The sequence below is a fragment of the Limnohabitans radicicola genome (assembly GCF_014837235.1).
Taxonomy (GTDB): Bacteria; Pseudomonadota; Gammaproteobacteria; order Burkholderiales; family Burkholderiaceae_C; genus Limnohabitans_A; species Limnohabitans_A radicicola.
This window is the reverse complement of sequence record NZ_JACYFT010000004.1, coordinates 114,344-130,981: the sequence shown is the minus strand read 5'-3', so window position 1 is coordinate 130,981 and position 16,638 is coordinate 114,344. Positions and strand designations below refer to the sequence as shown.

The following is a 16,638-nucleotide window of genomic DNA, read 5'->3' as shown; positions in this document are numbered from 1 at the left end:
TTCAGAAGGGCAAGTTCATGTTTTTCAGGTCTTTGCGGGTTTCCACCAGAACCAGGGGGCCCGCGTCAATGACCACTGCAGGGGGACGTTCGCGTGGGACATGCACAGGCTTGGGCTCCGCAGCGATGGCCGCCTGCACGGCAGCGATCTTGTCGGCGTCGGAGTTCACCCACTGCAGACCTGAGTCCTTGGCGATCTGGTTCAGTGACTCGATGGGCAGGGTGTAACTGCCCACGCGGGGCATGCCCGATGTGGATGCCGCAGGTGCGCCTGCTGAAGGCGTTGGCGCAGCTACCGATGCGGAACTGGCCACCGCGGGTTCAGCCACCATGGGGGCGGTTGCAACAGGCTCGGCTGCAGGAGCGGCAGCGCTGTCAACGGCCGTCGTCTGGGCTGCGCGCTCGAAGTACGAGCGTTGAGGGCGGTCGTTGCCTGCCGCTTCGGGCGCGTCGGCAGAGGTTTCTGACGGGGCTGTGCCATCGGCAGCAACATCTGCGCGGGGCTCGCCTGTGCGCTCGCGGCGGTCACGGCCGTAACGGTCGCGTGAGCGGCGCTCACGGCGTTCGCCGTTGTTCTCTGGCGTGCCCGCGTTGTCGCTCGGGGCGTTGTCCTGGCCTTCGGTGGTGGCCACCGGAGTCTCGGCTGTCAGGGCCTCGGCGGGGGCGCGTTCCTGGCGACGCTCGCCGCGTTCACGGCGACCGCCTTCACCACGTTCGCCACGGCCGCTTTCGCTGCGTTCACGGCGGCCACCTTCGCCGCGCTCGCCACGTGCGGGGCGTTCGTTGCGCTCGGTGGACTCTGTGCCAGCTTCGTTGTTGCCCAGGGCTTCGCGGGCTTCACCGCGTGGTTCCTGGCGGCGACCGCCGCGTTCACCACGCTCCGAGCGTTCACCGCGTGGTGCACGTTGTTCGCCTTCGACCTTGTCGCCACGGCCTTCGCCGGCTTGGCGGCGGCCATTGCGGCCTTCGCCTTGCACGCCTTCGCCGCGTTCAGTGCGCTCGCCACGGCCACCACGGCGGCCATCGCGACCGCCTTCGCGGCCACCCTCACGTCGGCCATTGCGGCCTTCGCGCTTTTCTTCTTTCTTTTCAGGTGCGGCAGGCGCAGCGCTGGTGCTGCTGCCACCGAACAGGCTCTTGAGCCAGCCAAAGAAACCACCGCTGGCGGCAGGCGCTGGTGCAGCCGCTGCTGGCTTGGCCTTGACCGCTGCAGGGGCAGGTTCTGGCTTGGGAGGAGCCACTGGCGCGGGCGCATCGGGCAGCACCCCTTTGATGACAGGCGTTTGCTTGTTGGTGGGCTCTTGCGAACGACGGGTCACGGTGGTGGCGTCTTCGATTTCCTCGGCCATCTTGTAGCTGGCCTCGATGCGGTCCAGGCGCGGGTCGTCGTGTTTCAGGCGCTCGAGTTTGTAGTGCGGGGTTTCCAGCGACTTGTTGGGGACCAGCAGCACACTGATGCGTTGCTGCAGTTCGATCTTGGCAATTTCGGGGCGCTTTTCGTTGAGCAGGAAGGCGGCCACTTCGACGGGCACTTGGGCGTGCACGGCGGCGGTGTTGTCCTTCATGGACTCTTCCTGGATGATGCGCAGGATTTGCAGCGCCGAGCTTTCGGTGTCGCGGATGTGGCCAGCGCCGCCGCAGCGGGGGCAGGGGATGGACGCGCCTTCGGACAGGGCAGGCTTCAGACGCTGGCGGCTCATTTCCATGAGGCCGAACTTGCTGATGGTGCCGAATTGCACACGGGCACGGTCCTGGCGCAGGGCGTCGCGCAGGCGGTTTTCCACTTCGCGGCGGTTTTTCGACTCTTCCATGTCGATGAAGTCGATCACGATCAGGCCACCCAGGTCGCGCAGGCGCATTTGGCGGGCCACTTCGTCAGCGGCTTCCAGGTTGGTGCGCGTAGCGGTTTCTTCGATGTCACCACCCTTGATGGCGCGCGCCGAGTTCACGTCCACGCTCACCAGCGCTTCGGTGTGGTCGATCACGATGGCGCCGCCGGAGGGCAGCTGCACGGTGCGGGCATAGGCCGACTCGATCTGGTGCTCGATCTGGAAGCGGCTGAACAGCGGCGCGTCATCGCGGTAGCGCTTCACGCGCGGGGCGAACTCGGGCATCACGTGGCTCATGAACTGCTGAGCCTGTTCGTAGATGTCGTCGGTGTCGATCAGGATGTCGCCGATGTCGTTGTTGAAGTAGTCGCGGATGGCGCGGATCACCAGGCTCGATTCCTGATAGATCAGGAAAGCGCCTTTGCCTTGTGAGGCACCGTCAATCGCACTCCACAGCTTGAGCAGGTAGTTCAGGTCCCACTGCAGCTCGGGCGCGGAGCGGCCAATGCCTGCGGTGCGGGCGATGATGGACATGCCCTTGGGGTATTCCAGCTGGTCCATCGCTTCTTTGAGCTCGGCCCGGTCGTCGCCCTCGATGCGGCGACTGACGCCACCGCCACGGGGGTTGTTGGGCATGAGCACCACGTAGCGGCCAGCCAGGCTGACGAAAGTGGTGAGCGCCGCGCCTTTGTTGCCACGCTCTTCTTTTTCGACCTGCACCAAGAGGGACTGGCCTTCCTTGATGACGTCCTGGATGCGCGCTTGGCTGACGGACACGCCTTCGGCAAAGTATTGGCGAGAGATTTCTTTGAAGGGCAAAAAGCCGTGGCGGTCTTCACCGTAGTCCACAAAGCAGGCTTCGAGCGAGGGCTCGACGCGGGTCACGATGGCTTTGTAGATGTTGCCCTTGCGCTGTTCGCGCCCTTCGATTTCGATTTCGTAGTCGAGGAGTTTTTGTCCATCGACGATGGCCAGGCGGCGCTCTTCAGCTTGCGTGGCGTTGATCAGCATCCGTTTCATGATGCGTTCCTTCTTTATCAGTGTCGGCCGGGGCTGCTGTCTTGGACAGCTTGCGCACGGCACGGTTTACAACCGACCCATTGACGGGTCCACGTTGCCAAAGCTGACGCCGAGAAACGAAGGGAATTGCCGTAGGCGAACGCCATTCAGCAGAGCGAAGGCTCTGGAATGGGGTTCAGGGCGCGTGGATGGGGCGAGGTCAGGGGGGTGTTCAGGTGTGTCCACTGCCGCAGGCGTTCTGCGGTGTCCAGGACAGGTTCGGCAACGCAGGGCATGACGGTGGCCTGTGGCTTCATGAGCCACTCCAGCCAGGTCAGCAAGGTTCCAAACAACACAACCATCTCGCTTTGATCCGCCGGGCAGCTCCACCACAGGGGTTGGGCTGCTCGGCTTGGGTATTCCGTATCGGTGTTTCAGGGCGTCGGCCCATCCTTCGGGGTGCTTGGCCACTGTCGGCTCTGGGCCTTCAGTCTGCAAATCACGCCGGGGGTGGCATCGACCTTCTGGTGAGGCTTGTCATGGTGGGTGGACTAAACTCCTGTCCTCAGGAATTCATTTCCATTCAAATCAACCACTTACAGCCAAAAGCCAGTGAATCACATTATAGGGGGCAAGCCGGGCGTTTCGGCGCCAGCGGTCAAATGGCTGGTGGTGGACGAGGATTCGGCCGGACAGCGGCTGGACAATTTCCTCATGCGCCACCTCAAAGGGGTGCCCAAAACCCACGTCTACCGGATCATCCGCAGCGGCGAGGTGCGCATCAACAAAGGCCGCGCCTCGGCCGAGACGCGGGTAGAGGCGGGCGACGAGGTGCGTCTGCCGCCCGTGCGCATCTCTGAAAAAGTAGCCGAAAAGGCCGCACGGCCTGCGCCGGGCCGCGAATTCCCGCTGTTGCACGAAGACGACAGCCTGCTGGCCATCGACAAGCCCGCCGGGGTGGCAGTGCATGGCGGCTCGGGTGTGAGTTTTGGCGTGATCGAGCAGCTGCGCCAGGCCAGGCCCCAGGCCAAGCTGCTGGAGCTGGTGCACCGCCTGGACCGGGAAACCAGCGGCATTTTGCTGGTGGCCAAAAAGCGCAGCGCCCTCAAGCACCTGCAGGACCAGTTCCGCGAACGCGAAACCGGCAAGACCTACCTGGCCCTGGTGCAGGGCGACTGGCCCGCCAGGCTCAAGGTGATCGACCAGCCCCTACACAAGTTTTTATTGCCCGACGGGGAGCGCCGCGTCAAGGTGACCACGCCCGAAGATCCGGACGGCATGCGCTCCATCACGCTCGTCAAGGTGGCCGAGCGTCTGCCGGGCGCCACGCTGCTGGAGGTCACGATCAAGACCGGGCGCACCCACCAGATCCGGGTGCATCTGGCCAGCAACGGCCACCCGATTGCGGGCGACGACAAATACGGCGACTTTGAGTGGAACAAGGCGTTGCAAAAGCAGGGGCTCAGGCGCATGTTCCTGCACGCTTGGCGTTTACAGTTCAACCACCCGGTCACGGCCGAGCGCGTGGCGCTGCAGGCCGACTTGCCGCCGGAACTCCAACAGCACATCGACCGGATCCGTCCCCATGACTGACTTTCGCCCCCGCCAGTTTGACCTGATCGCTTTCGATTGGGACGGCACCTTGTTTGATTCGACGGCCATCACCACCACCTGCATCCAGCGCGCGGTGGTCGATGTCGGCGGAGCCATGCCCACCCGCGAAGCCGCCTCGTACGTGATCGGCATGGCCTTGATGCCTGCGTTGGCGCATGCCGCGCCCGATGTGCCCAAAGACAAGTACCCGTTGCTGGGTGAGCGCTACCGCCACCACTACCTGACGCACCAGCACGACATCAGCCTGTTTGAGGGCGTGCTGCCCCTGCTGGCGGATCTGAAGGCGCGCCACCATTGGCTGACGGTGGCCACAGGCAAGAGCCGCGCCGGGCTCAACGAAGCCTTGCAGGCGGTGGAGCTGCGCGATGTGTTCGATGGGTCACGCACGGCCGACGAGACGGCGGGCAAGCCCCATCCGCGCATGCTGCACGAGCTGATGCGCGAGTTTGGTGTGGAGCCCGAGCGCACCTTGATGATCGGTGACACCACGCACGACCTGCAGATGGCGCTGAACGCAGGTTGCGCCAGCGTCGGCGTCAGTTACGGTGCCCACGAGCCCGATGCCTTTCACGCCCTTCAACCGCGCCATGTGGCGCATTCGGTGGCCGAATTGCGCGACTGGTTGCTGACCCACGCCTGATCCCGGGAGAGCCTCATGGATGCCATGATTCCTTTGTGCAACAGCGCTGACCTGGTGGATTCCGGTCTGGCGGTGCCTTTCGATGTGGTGTATGCCGGGCAGACCTGCCGGGCATTCGCCATCCGCTTTGAAGGACAGGTCCATGCCTACCTCAACCGCTGCACCCATGTGGCGATGGAGATGGATTACCAGCCGGACCGTTTTTTCGATGCCACAGGGCAGTGGTTGATGTGTGCGACCCATGGTGCCACTTACCGCCCGGACACCGGGGCCTGCTCGGGCGGACCCTGCCGTGGCGGCTTGATCAAGATTGACCTGAGCGAGCACGGGGGCGTGGTGCACTGGCATACTGCCTACAACCTCAAACCTTTTGAATTCTGAGCATGCAAGACACACAGGCCCCAGAGGCCCAGCAGACGACAGCCCACGCGTCAACAGCCACTTCTGATCCCCATTGGGAGCGGCAGACCCTGGAGCGGCTGGCCATGGCCAACCTGGCCGAGCAGCAGGCCGCACGCCGCTGGAAAAATGGCTTTCGTCTGGCGTGGCTGGTGTTCCTGGTGGTGGTCGCGGGCCTGCTGTTCAGCCGCAATGCCCCCAGCAGCGACCCTAGCCAGCCACACACGGCGATGGTGGCGATCAAGGGCGAAATTGGCTCAGAGGGCGAGGCCAGCGCTGAAAACGTGATGGCCGCCATGCGCTCTGCGCTGGAAGATTCCGGCTCCAAAGGCCTGGTTCTGTTGATCAACTCGCCCGGTGGCAGCCCCGTGCAGGCGGGCATGATCAACGATGAAATCCACCGCCTCAAAAAGCTGCACAACAAGCCCGTGTATGCGGTGGTGGAAGAGTCCTGCGCCTCTGCGGCGTATTACATTGCTGCTGCGGCCGACAGCATTTATGTCGACAAGGCCAGCATCGTGGGCAGCATTGGCGTGCTGATGGACGGTTTTGGTTTTACGGGTCTGATGGACAAGCTGGGCGTGGAGCGCCGCCTGATGACCGCCGGAGAGAACAAGGGTTTCATGGACCCGTTCAGCCCGCAGACCGAGGCGCAGCGCAAGCACGCGCAGGCCATGCTCAACCAGATCCACCAGCAGTTCATTGCGGTGGTCAAGCAAGGCCGGGGTGAGCGCCTCAAGGAAACGCCCGACATGTTCTCTGGCCTGTTTTGGACTGGCCAGCAGGCCGTGGACATGGGACTGGCCGATGGTCTGGGCAGCCTCGACAGTGTGGCTCGGGATGTCGTCAAGGCCGAAGACGTGATCGACTACAGCCGCCACGAAAACGTGGCCGAGCGCCTGGCCAAGCGTTTTGGCGCGGCGCTGGGCGAAGGCGCTGTGCAGGCCATGCGCCGCGTGCCTGGTTTGCGCTGAATCTCTGTGCTCGGCCTCAGGGGCCGATGGCGTACACCGCTGGGGTTTGGCCATTGGGCCCGGTGATCCCTTTTTTCCAGGCCGCCACCGTGTGGCTTTGCACCCGGGCGCTGGGCAGGGTCAGGCCGCTGGCCACCGACAGGCGCGTGCCTGGCTGCAAGGCCTGCAATAGGCTGCTCAGCATGGCGGCGTTGCGGTAAGGGGTCTCGATCCACAACTGGGTTTGGCCGGTTTTTTGCGCCAGGCTCTCCAGTTGTTTCAGGCGGACCGCGCGATCGGCCGCGTCTTGCGGCAGGTAGCCCACAAAGGCAAAGTTCTGCCCGTTCAGACCACTGGCCGCCAAGGCCAGCAGCAGTGACACAGGCCCCACCAGCGGCACCACCTCGATGCCCAGGTCGTGCGCTGCGCGCACCACCGAACTGCCTGGATCGGCCACGGTGGGCATGCCCGCTTCGCTCACCAGACCTATGTCATGGCCTTGCAGGGCCGCAGCCATCAGGGGGTGCGCGTCAAACCCGCCTTGGTGGTCGCCTTTTTTGTGAACCTCGCGGGGCAGCTCGGTGATGTGTTGTGCCTGGATCGGGGCACTCAGAGCGTGGACTTCGCCCACGCGCTTGAGGAAGGCCCGGGTCGACTTGGCGTTTTCGGTGATCCAGTGCTGCAGACCACTGGCGCAGCGCAGCGTGGCCTCTGGCAGCGCGTCCTGGATGGGGGCTTGTTCGGCGCAGCCAAAGTCCAGTGGTGTGGGCACCAGAAAGAGGCGGCCATGCGGGGGGCGGGTGGGGGTGTTCACAGCAGTTGCACTCCAGCGGCGCGCAGCATGCGGGCGGTGCGGATCAGGGGCAGGCCCACCAGTGCCGTCGGGTCGTCGTTCTCGATGGCTTCGAGCAGGGCGATGCCCAGGCCTTCGCTCTTGGCACTGCCTGCGCAGTCATAGGGTTTTTCGGCCTGCAGGTAATTTTCAATCTCGTCGTCGCTCAGCGGGCGGAACAGCACCTTGACAGGGGCGAGGTCGACCTGCTCAAAGCCTGTGGCCAGGCAGACCACGGCCAGCGCCGTCTGGAACACCACGGTTTGGCCACGCATCTGGCGCAGCTGTTCTACGGCCCGGGCGTGTTCGCCCGGTTTGCCCAGGGGTTGGCCTGCGAGGTCGGCGACCTGGTCGGAGCCGATCACCACCGCTTGCGGAAAGCGCTCAGCCACTGCGCGCGCCTTGGCCAGCGCCAGGCGCAGGGCCAGATCGCGGGGGGATTCGCCGGCCTGTGGGGTCTCATCGACGTCCGGGGCGGCGACTTCGAAGGGCAGGTTCAGGCGCGAGAGCAATTCGCGCCGGTAGCGGGAGGTGGAGCCCAGCACCACGGTGCGCTGGACGGTTGGAGGGGTGTTCTGGCTCATGGGGCGATTCTCTTACACTCTCCGCATGGAGAAAAAATTCGCCCCCTCACATCTGGACGTCAAAGCCTTCGCCCAAGCCGAAGGCGAACTGCAGGGCGACTTGCCGTTGGACCAATGGCCGCGTCTGAGCCTGGAGCAGGTGGCGGGCGGCGAAACGGCCAGTGCTGTGCGCTGGCGCCTGCAGGGCCGCACCGAACCGGTCTCGGCCGGGCCCGACGAGGTCTGGCTCGACCTGGACGCCGCAGTGGATTTGCCGATGCAGTGCCAGCGCTGCCTGCAACCGGTGTTGAGCCCCGTGCTGGCCCAGCGCTCTTTCCGTTTTGTGGCCGATGAGGCCACGGCCGCGGCCCTGGACGACGAGGCCGAAGAGGACCTGTTGGTGATCAGCCGCGACTTTGACGCGCTGGCGCTGGTGGAGGACGAATTGATCATGTCGCTGCCCTTGGTGCCTTTGCACCAGGCCTGCCCCGAAGTGTTGCCTGCGTCGGCCATGGACCCTGAATTTGAGCAAGCAGCCGAGCGACCCAACCCGTTTGGCGTGCTTGCGGGACTGAAAACAGGCCGGGCCTGATTTTTTGCCGGGTGCCGTCCTGGCCAAAGCGGCTGGCTTAGGCTATAATTGCTGGCTTGGCTCGGATGTCCGGGCAATACTCTGTCATTAACCAGAAGCTGCGTCTTCGTTTGCGCGGCCTCCATGCTTCCAAGGAGCCATCATGGCTGTTCAGCAAAACAAAAAGTCGCCTTCCAAGCGCGGTATGCACCGCTCGCACAATGCCCTGAATGTGCCGGGCATCGCTGTGGAACCCACCACTGGTGAAACCCACCTGCGTCACCACATCAGCCCCAACGGTTTCTACCGTGGCCGCCAAGTGCTGAAAAACAAATCCGAAGCCTGATCGGCGTCAGCCCTCAAGCCTGCAGAGGCCCGGCGCTACTTTTTGAGTAGCATCGGGCTTTTGTATTTGGGGCTTTTGATTTGTCTTGTCCGGTTTTGAATTCAAGGATGCCATGACTGCGCCCAACCCGATCACTGTGGCTGTCGATTGCATGGGCGGCGACCATGGTCCCCGCGTGACGCTGGCCGCTTGCCGTCGTTTTCTGTCGACTCACCCCGATGCACGTTTGCTGCTGGTGGGGCGTGCCGAGGCGTTGGCCGGGTTGGATGACCCCCGTGTGGCGGTGGTGGCCACCACAGAAGTGGTCGAGATGGACGACCCGCTTGAAGTCGCTTTGCGCAAGAAAAAAGACTCTTCGATGCGCGTGGCCATCGAACAAGTGCGTGATGGCAATGCCGCTGCTGCGGTGTCTGCGGGCAACACTGGGGCTCTGATGGCCATTGCCCGTTATGTGCTCAAGACCATGGACGGCATCGACCGTCCGGCCATTGCAGGACAGATGCCCAACTTCAAGGGCGGTGGCACCACCATGCTCGACCTGGGGGCCAATGTGGACTGCACGCCCGAACATTTGCTCCAGTTTGCCGTCATGGGCTCGGCCCTGGTGTCGGTCTTGCAAAACAAGGATCAGCCCTCGGTGGGCTTGCTCAACATCGGTGAGGAAGCCATCAAAGGCAATGAAATCATCAAGAAATCTGGTGAATTGCTGCGATCTGCAGCCAATTCGGGTGATCTGAATTTCCATGGCAACGTGGAAGGCAACGACATTTTCAAGGGCACGGTGGACATCGTGGTTTGCGATGGGTTCGTGGGCAATGTGGCCCTGAAAGCCAGCGAAGGGCTGGCCACCATGATCGGCGGCTTCCTGAAAAACGAGTTTTCGCGCAATATTTTCACGAAACTTGCTGCCATCTTGGCTTATCCGGTTTTATCTGCCTTTAAAGATCGCGTGGATCATCGCCGTTACAACGGTGCGGCCTTGCTGGGTCTGCGGGGTCTGGTGTTCAAGAGCCACGGCTCGGCCGACGAGATTGCTTTTGAGACGGCCCTGAACCGGGCTTATGATGCAGCCCGAAACCAATTGCTGGACCGCGTTCGTGAACGCATCGCGCATGCAGCCCCTCTGTTGATGGGCGCGCAGGCCGAGCGGGCAGAAGCGGTCCCCTCTGTATGAGCATTTATTCCCGCATTCTGGGCACCGGCAGTTACCTGCCTGAAAAACGCCTGACCAATGCCGATCTGGCGGCCGAGCTCGCGCAGCAAGGCGTCGAGACTTCGGACGAGTGGATCGTTGAGCGCACAGGCATTCGCGCCCGCCACTTTGCGGCCGACCAGCAGGGCAGCAGCGATCTGGCGACCGAAGCCGCCCGCCAAGCACTGTCGGCAGCCGGCATTTCAGCCGACGACCTCGACCTGATCATTGTGGCCACGTCCACCCCCGACATGGTGTTTCCTTCGGTGGCGACCATGGTGCAGCACAAGCTGGGCACCGCGGGCTGCCCGGCGTTTGACGTGCAGGCCGTGTGCAGTGGTTTCATTTATGCGTTGACGATCGCTGATTCGATGATCCAGTCCGGCTCGGCCAAGCGCGCTTTGGTGATCGGCTCGGAAGTGTTCAGCCGCATCCTCGACTTCAAGGACCGCACGACCTGTGTGCTGTTTGGTGACGGCGCAGGTGCGGTCGTGCTCGAAGCTTCGGAGCAACCCGGCATTCTGGCCACCGACCTGCACGCCGACGGCAAATACAAAGATATTTTGTGTGTGCCAGGGCATGTGAACCGGGGCGGCATTCTGGGTGATCCGGTGCTCAAAATGGATGGCCAGGCCGTGTTCAAACTGGCCGTGGGCGTGCTCGAAGAAACCGCCCGAGCCAGCCTGGGCAAAGCCAACTTGACCGATGCCGACATCGACTGGCTCATCCCGCACCAGGCCAACATCCGCATCATGCAAAGCACTGCCAAGAAGCTCAAATTGGGCGCCGACAAGGTGGTGGTGACCGTTGATCAGCACGGCAACACCTCGGCCGCTTCGATCCCGCTGGCGCTGGACACGGCTGTGCGCGACGGGCGCATCCAACGCGGTCAAACCCTGATGCTCGAAGGTGTCGGCGGCGGCTTCACCTGGGGCTCCGTGCTCTTGCGTTATTGATCCGCTATCGATTTGACAGGCCCGGGTCAGCGATGCGCGGCACCCTTTCCCGGATTCTTTCCAGATACAGAATTTGCACATGACCTCATTTGCTTTTGTTTTCCCCGGTCAAGGCTCCCAATCGGTGGGTATGCTGGACGCTTGGGGCGACCACCCTGTGGTCCTTGAAACTTTGAAAGAAGCCTCAGACGCCCTGGGCGAAGACGTCGCCAAACTGATCCACGAAGGCCCCAAGGAAGCCTTGGCCATGACCACCAACACCCAGCCCGTGATGCTGGTGTCGGCCGTGGCCGCCTACCGCGCTTGGTTGGCCGAAGGCGGCGCCAAGCCGTCCGTGGTGGCGGGGCACTCGCTGGGCGAGTACAGCGCCCTGGTGGCTTCGGGTGTGTTGACGCTGGCGCAAGCCGCGCCGCTGGTGCGCTTGCGCGCCGCCGCCATGCAAGAAGCCGTGCCCGTGGGTGTGGGGGCCATGGCCGCCATTCTGGGTCTGGCGTCTGACAAAGTCATCGCAGGCTGCAAGGAAGCGCAAGCCACTTTTGCCGCCGACAGCGCCGAAGTGGTGGAAGCGGTGAACTTCAACGATGCGGCGCAGACCGTGATCGCGGGCAGCAAGGCCGCCGTGGACAAAGCCTGCGAAGTACTCAAAGGCCTGGGTGCCAAGCGTGCGCTGCTTTTGCCTGTGTCGGCACCTTTCCATTCGAGCCTGATGAAACCCGCTGCCGAAAAGCTGCGTGAAAAACTGGGCACATTGACTCTGGGTACGCCGCAGATTCCGGTGCTCAACAACATCGACGTGGCCATCGAAACCGATGCCGACCGCATCCGTGACGCTTTGTACCGCCAGGCTTTTGGCCCGGTGCGTTGGGTGGAGTGCGTGCAGGCCATCAAGGCCCGTGGCGTCACCACTCTGGTCGAATGCGGCCCCGGCAAAGTGCTGGCGGGCATGACCAAGCGGATTGATGCGGAATTGAACGGCGTGGCGCTGTACGACCCCGCCACACTGGCCGAAGTGAAAGGACTTCTCGGATGAGCGAAGCACAAAAACAAGTTGCCCTGGTCACAGGGGCGTCCCGTGGCATTGGCGCATCGATTGCCCTGCATCTGGCCCAACAAGGTTTTGTGGTCATTGGCACCGCCACCAGCGACGACGGTGCCGCCAAGATCAGCCAGGCCCTGTCGGCCTTCCCCGGCAGCCGGGGGGCGAACTTGAATGTGAACGATGCCGCCGCGGGTGAAGCCCTGATCGACGCCATCGTCAAAGAGCATGGCGGTCTGCAGGTGCTGGTCAACAACGCGGGCATCACCCGTGACACCCTGGCCATGCGCATGAAGGACGACGATTGGGACGCGGTGCTCGACACCAACCTCAAAGCGGTTTTCCGCATGAGCCGCGCTGTGATTCGCCCCATGATGAAGCAGCGCTATGGCCGCATCATCAGCATCACCAGCGTGGTGGGCGCGTCGGGCAACCCCGGGCAGGCCAATTACGCCGCTGCCAAGGCGGGTGTGGCGGGCATGACCCGTGCGCTGGCGCGCGAGCTGGGCAGCCGTGGCATCACGGTCAACTGCGTGGCCCCTGGTTTCATCGAAACCGACATGACGGCCAGCCTGCCCGAAGAGCAACAAAAAGCCTTGTTGGGCCAGATTCCTCTGGGCCATCTGGGCAAACCCGATGACATCGCGCACGCGGTGGCCTACCTGGCTGGAAGCCACGCGGGCTATGTCACCGGGCAAGAATTGCATGTCAATGGTGGCATGTTCATGGCCTGATTTTCGGAAACCCCTTCCGGACAGGTAAAATCTTCATTTTTCACAACCCTCAGAGGGACCCCATGAGCGATATCGAAGCACGTGTCAAAAAAATCATTGCTGAACAACTCGGCGTTGAAGAGTCACAAGTCACCAACGAAAAAGCCTTCGTGGCCGATTTGGGTGCTGACTCCCTGGACACGGTGGAATTGGTGATGGCACTCGAAGACGAGTTCGGCATCGAAATTCCTGACGAAGACGCAGAAAAAATCACCACGGTGCAAGCTGCGATCGACTACGCCCAAAGCAAGAAGGCCTGATCGACGATGACCCGGCGCCGCGTTGTTGTCACGGGTTTGGGATGCATCAGCCCCGTGGGCAACACGGTCGCCGATGCATGGTCCAACCTGCTTGCTGGCCAGTCCGGCATTGGTCCGATCACCCGTTTTGACGCTTCAGCCATGTCCTGCCGGATCGTGGGTGAAGTCAAAAACTTCGATCTCGAGTCCTACATCAGCGCCAAAGAAGCGCGGACGATGGACCGCTTTATCCATTACGGCATTGCCGCAGCCGCCCAGGCCATACAGGACTCCGGGCTGCCCACAGGCGATGCACTGAGTGAAGAAGAGGCCTGCCGCATCGGTGTGGTGATCGGTTCGGGCATTGGTGGCTTGCCGCTGATCGAGGACACCCACATCGAGTACACGGCGCGCGGCGCGCGTCGCATTTCCCCATTTTTCGTCCCGGCCTCGATCATCAACATGATCTCGGGCCATGTGTCGATGCGCAGTGGTTTCAAAGGCCCCAACCTGGCCGTGGTGACCGCTTGCACCACAGGTTTGCACAGCATTGGCGAAGCCGGTCGTCTGATCGAATACGGCGACGCGGATGTGATGATTGCTGGTGGCTCCGAAGGCACAGTGTCGCCACTGGGTGTGGGTGGTTTTGCCGCCATGCGCGCCTTGTCGACCCGCAACGACGACCCCACAGCGGCATCGCGCCCCTGGGACAAAGACCGTGACGGTTTTGTGTTGGGCGAAGGCGCGGGCGTCATGGTGCTCGAAGAGTACGAACACGCCAAAGCCCGTGGCGCCAAAATCTACGCCGAGCTCGGTGGCTACGGCATGAGTGCAGATGCTGGTCACATGACCGCGCCGAGCATGGACGGCCCCCGCCGAGCCATGCTCAACGCCATGCGCAATGCCGGTGTCAATGCCGACCAGATCAATTACCTCAACGCACATGGCACCTCCACGCCGCTGGGTGACATCAACGAAACCAATGCCATCAAAGCGGCTTTGGGTGATCACGCCTACAAAACCGTGGTCAGCTCCACCAAGTCCATGACCGGTCACCTTTTGGGTGGCGCGGGCGGCATCGAGAGCGTGTTCACTGTGCTGGCGCTGCACCACCAAAAGGTGCCGCCGACCATCAACCTGGTCAACCCCGATCCCGAGTGCGATCTGGACTACTGTGCCAACACGGCGCGCGATCTGAAAATCGATGTGGCCCTGAAAAACAACTTCGGTTTCGGCGGCACCAACGGCTCTCTGGTGTTCAAACGCATCTGACGCGTTTCACGGCAGGTTTCCGCCATGCACAACGCCCCACCTGTGGTCTTCCCGGTGGGGCGTTTTGTTTGGGGGCCACGCTCGGCCCAGGCGCTGGCCGCCACAGTTTCGGGCGCTTTGGCACTCTGGCTGGCATGGACTGACGCGTCTGCATACGTGTTGGCGTGGGCGGTGTGTGTCTGGCTTGTGGCGGTGCTGGCCACAGCCTGGTGGTTGCCGCGCGAATTCCAGCAAGAGGGCGAACTGACCTGGGATGGCGAAGCCTGGCATGCCCCCAGCGCAGCTGTGGGCACAGACCCGGTCCATTTGTCTTTGACGCTCGATGGCGGGCACTTCATGCTCGTGTCACTGCGCTCCACAGGTCAGTCGGGTTTCGGCGCTGGGGTGCGGCATGCCTGGGTGCGCCGCGCGGACATGCCCACACGCTGGCACGGTTTTCGATGCGCGGTATATTCGCGCCGAACGGCTGTGGCACGCACGGCTTGATCCTGCGCCGGGCGCCCCCATGTGCTGAAGCTGGACGTTGGACAACAAGGAGGACCAAGTGGTTTCAACAACAACCCGAAACATCACCGCTGCCCTGATGCTGGGCTTGGCCAGCAGTGCGCTGCTGGTGCCTGCAGCGCAAGCGCAGGCCGCCGCTTCGGTGCGTGGCTTGCCGGATTTCACCGAACTGGTCGAACAGGTGGGCCCCTCGGTGGTGAACATCCGCACTTCCGAAAAAGTCCGGGCATCGCCAGGGCAGGGCTCGGACGAAGAGATGCAAGAGCTGTTCAAGCGCTTTTTTGGCGTGCCGATGCCCAACGCCCCACGCCAGTCACCGCGTCAGAATCGCCCGCAAGCCGAGGAATCTCAGCCCAAAGGTCAAGGTTCGGGCTTTGTGCTCACATCAGATGGCTACATCATGACCAATGCCCATGTGGTTGATGGTGCGGACGAGGTGCTGGTCACCTTGACCGACAAGCGCGAGTTCAAGGCCAAGATCGTGGGCGCTGACAAGCGCACCGATGTGGCGGTGGTCAAGATCGCGGCCACCGGCTTGCCTGCGGTCAAGGTGGGTGATGTCAGTCGCCTCAAGGTGGGTGAATGGGTCATGGCCATCGGCTCGCCCTTTGGGCTCGAGAATTCGGTTACTGCGGGTATCGTGAGCGCCAAGCAGCGCGACACGGGCGAGTACTTGCCCTACATCCAGACCGATGTGGCCATCAACCCCGGCAATTCGGGCGGCCCGCTCATCAACATGCGTGGTGAAGTGGTGGGCATCAACAGCCAGATTTACTCCCGCTCTGGCGGCTACATGGGCATCGCGTTTGCCATTCCGATGGACGAAGCCATTCGTGTGAGTGAACAGTTGCGCAGCAGTGGCCGCGTCAGCCGTGGCCGCATCGGTGTGCAGATCGACCAGGTGACCAAGGACGTGGCCGAGTCCTTGGGTCTGGGCAAGGCGCAAGGCGTGCTGGTGCGTGGCGTCGAGGAGGGCTCGCCAGCCGACAAGGCAGGCATCGAGGCCGGAGACATCATCTTGCGCTTCGACGGCAAAGCGTTGGAAAAAGCCGCCGACCTGCCGCGCATCGTGGGCAACACCAAGCCTGGCAGCCGTGTGGGCCTCACGGTATTCCGTCGTGGCGCGAACAAGGACCTGACCGTCACGGTGGCCGAGGTCGAGCCTGAGAAAACCGTGGCGCAGCGCAGCAGCGACAAGAAAGCCTCGCCAGCTTCAGCGGAGCATTTTGGCCTGGTGGTCGCTGATCTGACCGATGCACAGAAAAAAGAGTTGCGCGTGCGCGGCGGGGTTCGCATCGAATCGGCAGCAGAGCCAGCCTCGCGTGCAGGTTTGCGTGAGGGCGATGTGATCCTGGCCATTGCCAATCAGGAAGTGCTGTCTGCCAAGGACTTCGACAGCATCATGGGCCGCGTGGACAAGGCGCGGCCTGTGAGTTTGTTGATCCGCCGGGGAGACAGCGCGCAATATGTGCTGATCCGCCCGGCCAAATGACCGCCACGCGCTTGTCAAGAGTCCCCCGAAGCTTCGGGGGCTTTGGCAGCTCGGGGCGGCATGAATGCAACAGATGAAAATTTTTTATGCTGTTTTTTCAACTCTTCGAAAGTGTGCGACTGCTAACTTTTTGAGCTGTTCATGACGAATTTCGTTAAAATTCGGTGTCTTGACCCATCATTCATGGCATAAAGCGCAGGTCTGGATTCACGATACGGGATGTTCAACAACAGTCCACCCGTGATCCACAAGTGGCCCACAAGTTGTTCAATCAGATATCCCCTGAATTGTGAATAAACTGTGGATAATCTTGGTGTTGCATCACCGCAACGACCCGCCAAGCCGATTTTCGGGGCTGTGCGAACGGGGCAATTTGCCTACAATGAAGTCCCAACTATCGCAGTTGCCATTGATTGTTGGTTCAGGGCG

General features: G+C 62.5%; 18 protein-coding genes. 14 read left to right on the top strand and 4 right to left on the bottom strand.

Features of this window, described 5'->3' with window-relative positions; all coding sequences use genetic code 11:
• Nucleotide 1: 1 nt before the first annotated feature.
• Both IC609_RS15085 and IC609_RS15080 read right to left on the bottom strand, forming a co-directional pair.
• Nucleotides 2-2,848, bottom strand: coding sequence for an Rne/Rng family ribonuclease (locus IC609_RS15085; protein ID WP_191820354.1), 2,847 nt, complete (start codon nucleotides 2,846-2,848; stop codon nucleotides 2-4).
• Between the two features lie 146 nt (nucleotides 2,849-2,994).
• Nucleotides 2,995-3,189, bottom strand: a complete 195-nt coding sequence (locus IC609_RS15080; protein WP_225224232.1) for a hypothetical protein — start codon at nucleotides 3,187-3,189, stop codon at nucleotides 2,995-2,997.
• A gap of 250 nt (nucleotides 3,190-3,439) precedes the next feature.
• On the opposite strand from IC609_RS15080, the gene IC609_RS15075 reads away from it, so the two are divergent.
• The 4 genes from IC609_RS15075 to IC609_RS15060 are packed head-to-tail and all read left to right on the top strand — an operon-like array spanning nucleotide 3,440 to nucleotide 6,454.
• Nucleotides 3,440-4,420: an RluA family pseudouridine synthase gene (locus IC609_RS15075; RefSeq protein ID WP_191820352.1), complete on the top strand. Its 981-nt coding sequence runs from the start codon at nucleotides 3,440-3,442 to the stop codon at nucleotides 4,418-4,420.
• Nucleotides 4,413-5,081, top strand: coding sequence for an HAD family hydrolase (locus IC609_RS15070; RefSeq protein WP_191820351.1), 669 nt, complete (start codon nucleotides 4,413-4,415; stop codon nucleotides 5,079-5,081). Before IC609_RS15075 ends, IC609_RS15070 begins: the two co-directional genes overlap by 8 nt.
• Before the next feature lie 15 nt (nucleotides 5,082-5,096).
• Nucleotides 5,097-5,462 (top strand): Rieske (2Fe-2S) protein, encoded by a 366-nt coding sequence (locus IC609_RS15065; protein WP_191820350.1) that lies wholly within the window; start codon nucleotides 5,097-5,099, stop codon nucleotides 5,460-5,462.
• Nucleotides 5,463-5,464: 2 nt separating this feature from the next.
• A complete protein-coding gene (locus IC609_RS15060) occupies nucleotides 5,465-6,454 on the top strand; it encodes a S49 family peptidase (RefSeq protein ID WP_191820349.1) in 990 nt (329 codons plus the stop codon).
• 16 nt (nucleotides 6,455-6,470) lie between these two features.
• Here IC609_RS15060 and IC609_RS15055 read toward each other — a convergent pair whose 3' ends face one another.
• Entirely contained in the window at nucleotides 6,471-7,247 is a 777-nt protein-coding gene (locus tag IC609_RS15055; protein ID WP_191820348.1) for an SAM-dependent methyltransferase, read from the bottom strand.
• Nucleotides 7,244-7,849, bottom strand: a complete 606-nt coding sequence (locus IC609_RS15050; RefSeq protein WP_191820347.1) for a Maf family nucleotide pyrophosphatase — start codon at nucleotides 7,847-7,849, stop codon at nucleotides 7,244-7,246. Before IC609_RS15050 ends, IC609_RS15055 begins: the two co-directional genes overlap by 4 nt.
• A 25-nt stretch (nucleotides 7,850-7,874) precedes the next feature.
• Here IC609_RS15050 and IC609_RS15045 point away from each other — a divergent pair, with 25 nt between their 5' ends.
• From IC609_RS15045 to IC609_RS15000, 10 genes are all read left to right on the top strand, one after another.
• The gene (locus tag IC609_RS15045; protein ID WP_191820346.1) at nucleotides 7,875-8,420 is read left to right on the top strand and encodes a YceD family protein; all 546 of its coding nucleotides are present in this window, start codon (nucleotides 7,875-7,877) and stop codon (nucleotides 8,418-8,420) included.
• Nucleotides 8,421-8,562: 142 nt separating this feature from the next.
• Complete coding sequence (rpmF, locus tag IC609_RS15040; RefSeq protein WP_005794249.1) at nucleotides 8,563-8,745, top strand: 50S ribosomal protein L32; 183 nt, start codon at nucleotides 8,563-8,565, stop codon at nucleotides 8,743-8,745.
• Between the two features lie 112 nt (nucleotides 8,746-8,857).
• A complete protein-coding gene (gene plsX / locus IC609_RS15035; RefSeq protein WP_191820345.1) occupies nucleotides 8,858-9,919 on the top strand; it encodes a phosphate acyltransferase PlsX in 1,062 nt (353 codons plus the stop codon).
• The gene (locus tag IC609_RS15030; RefSeq protein ID WP_191820344.1) at nucleotides 9,916-10,893 is read left to right on the top strand and encodes a beta-ketoacyl-ACP synthase III; all 978 of its coding nucleotides are present in this window, start codon (nucleotides 9,916-9,918) and stop codon (nucleotides 10,891-10,893) included. The genes plsX and IC609_RS15030 overlap by 4 nt, the downstream gene beginning before the upstream one ends.
• A 79-nt stretch (nucleotides 10,894-10,972) precedes the next feature.
• On the top strand, nucleotides 10,973-11,923 hold the full coding sequence (fabD, locus tag IC609_RS15025; protein WP_191820343.1) for an ACP S-malonyltransferase: 951 nt from the start codon (nucleotides 10,973-10,975) through the stop codon (nucleotides 11,921-11,923).
• On the top strand, nucleotides 11,920-12,663 hold the full coding sequence (fabG, locus tag IC609_RS15020) for a 3-oxoacyl-ACP reductase FabG (RefSeq protein ID WP_191820342.1): 744 nt from the start codon (nucleotides 11,920-11,922) through the stop codon (nucleotides 12,661-12,663). The genes fabD and fabG overlap by 4 nt, the downstream gene beginning before the upstream one ends.
• A 62-nt stretch (nucleotides 12,664-12,725) precedes the next feature.
• Nucleotides 12,726-12,962 carry an acyl carrier protein gene (gene acpP, locus IC609_RS15015; RefSeq protein ID WP_019427049.1) on the top strand — a complete coding sequence of 79 codons (237 nt, stop codon included), beginning with the start codon at nucleotides 12,726-12,728 and terminating at the stop codon, nucleotides 12,960-12,962.
• Nucleotides 12,963-12,968: 6 nt separating this feature from the next.
• Nucleotides 12,969-14,213 (top strand): beta-ketoacyl-ACP synthase II, encoded by a 1,245-nt coding sequence (gene fabF / locus IC609_RS15010; protein ID WP_191820341.1) that lies wholly within the window; start codon nucleotides 12,969-12,971, stop codon nucleotides 14,211-14,213.
• Between the two features lie 24 nt (nucleotides 14,214-14,237).
• Nucleotides 14,238-14,699: a hypothetical protein gene (locus IC609_RS15005; protein WP_191820340.1), complete on the top strand. Its 462-nt coding sequence runs from the start codon at nucleotides 14,238-14,240 to the stop codon at nucleotides 14,697-14,699.
• Nucleotides 14,700-14,796: 97 nt separating this feature from the next.
• On the top strand, nucleotides 14,797-16,209 hold the full coding sequence (locus IC609_RS15000; protein ID WP_191820418.1) for a DegQ family serine endoprotease: 1,413 nt from the start codon (nucleotides 14,797-14,799) through the stop codon (nucleotides 16,207-16,209).
• Nucleotides 16,210-16,638 lie beyond the last annotated feature (429 nt).

What these genes read in the sequence shown, in the direction of transcription:
- IC609_RS15085 (WP_191820354.1), bottom strand. Translation starts at nt 2,848, where the DNA reads ATGAAACGGATGCTGATCAACGCCACGCAAGCTGAAGAGCGCCGCCTG.
- IC609_RS15080 (WP_225224232.1), bottom strand. Translation starts at nt 3,189, where the DNA reads ATGGTTGTGTTGTTTGGAACCTTGCTGACCTGGCTGGAGTGGCTCATG.
- IC609_RS15070 (WP_191820351.1), top strand. Translation starts at nt 4,413, where the DNA reads ATGACTGACTTTCGCCCCCGCCAGTTTGACCTGATCGCTTTCGATTGG.
- IC609_RS15065 (WP_191820350.1), top strand. Translation starts at nt 5,097, where the DNA reads ATGGATGCCATGATTCCTTTGTGCAACAGCGCTGACCTGGTGGATTCC.
- IC609_RS15060 (WP_191820349.1), top strand. Translation starts at nt 5,465, where the DNA reads ATGCAAGACACACAGGCCCCAGAGGCCCAGCAGACGACAGCCCACGCG.
- IC609_RS15050 (WP_191820347.1), bottom strand. Translation starts at nt 7,849, where the DNA reads ATGAGCCAGAACACCCCTCCAACCGTCCAGCGCACCGTGGTGCTGGGC.
- IC609_RS15045 (WP_191820346.1), top strand. Translation starts at nt 7,875, where the DNA reads ATGGAGAAAAAATTCGCCCCCTCACATCTGGACGTCAAAGCCTTCGCC.
- rpmF (WP_005794249.1), top strand. Translation starts at nt 8,563, where the DNA reads ATGGCTGTTCAGCAAAACAAAAAGTCGCCTTCCAAGCGCGGTATGCAC.
- plsX (WP_191820345.1), top strand. Translation starts at nt 8,858, where the DNA reads ATGACTGCGCCCAACCCGATCACTGTGGCTGTCGATTGCATGGGCGGC.
- IC609_RS15030 (WP_191820344.1), top strand. Translation starts at nt 9,916, where the DNA reads ATGAGCATTTATTCCCGCATTCTGGGCACCGGCAGTTACCTGCCTGAA.
- fabD (WP_191820343.1), top strand. Translation starts at nt 10,973, where the DNA reads ATGACCTCATTTGCTTTTGTTTTCCCCGGTCAAGGCTCCCAATCGGTG.
- fabG (WP_191820342.1), top strand. Translation starts at nt 11,920, where the DNA reads ATGAGCGAAGCACAAAAACAAGTTGCCCTGGTCACAGGGGCGTCCCGT.
- acpP (WP_019427049.1), top strand. Translation starts at nt 12,726, where the DNA reads ATGAGCGATATCGAAGCACGTGTCAAAAAAATCATTGCTGAACAACTC.
- fabF (WP_191820341.1), top strand. Translation starts at nt 12,969, where the DNA reads ATGACCCGGCGCCGCGTTGTTGTCACGGGTTTGGGATGCATCAGCCCC.
- IC609_RS15005 (WP_191820340.1), top strand. Translation starts at nt 14,238, where the DNA reads ATGCACAACGCCCCACCTGTGGTCTTCCCGGTGGGGCGTTTTGTTTGG.
- IC609_RS15000 (WP_191820418.1), top strand. Translation starts at nt 14,797, where the DNA reads ATGCTGGGCTTGGCCAGCAGTGCGCTGCTGGTGCCTGCAGCGCAAGCG.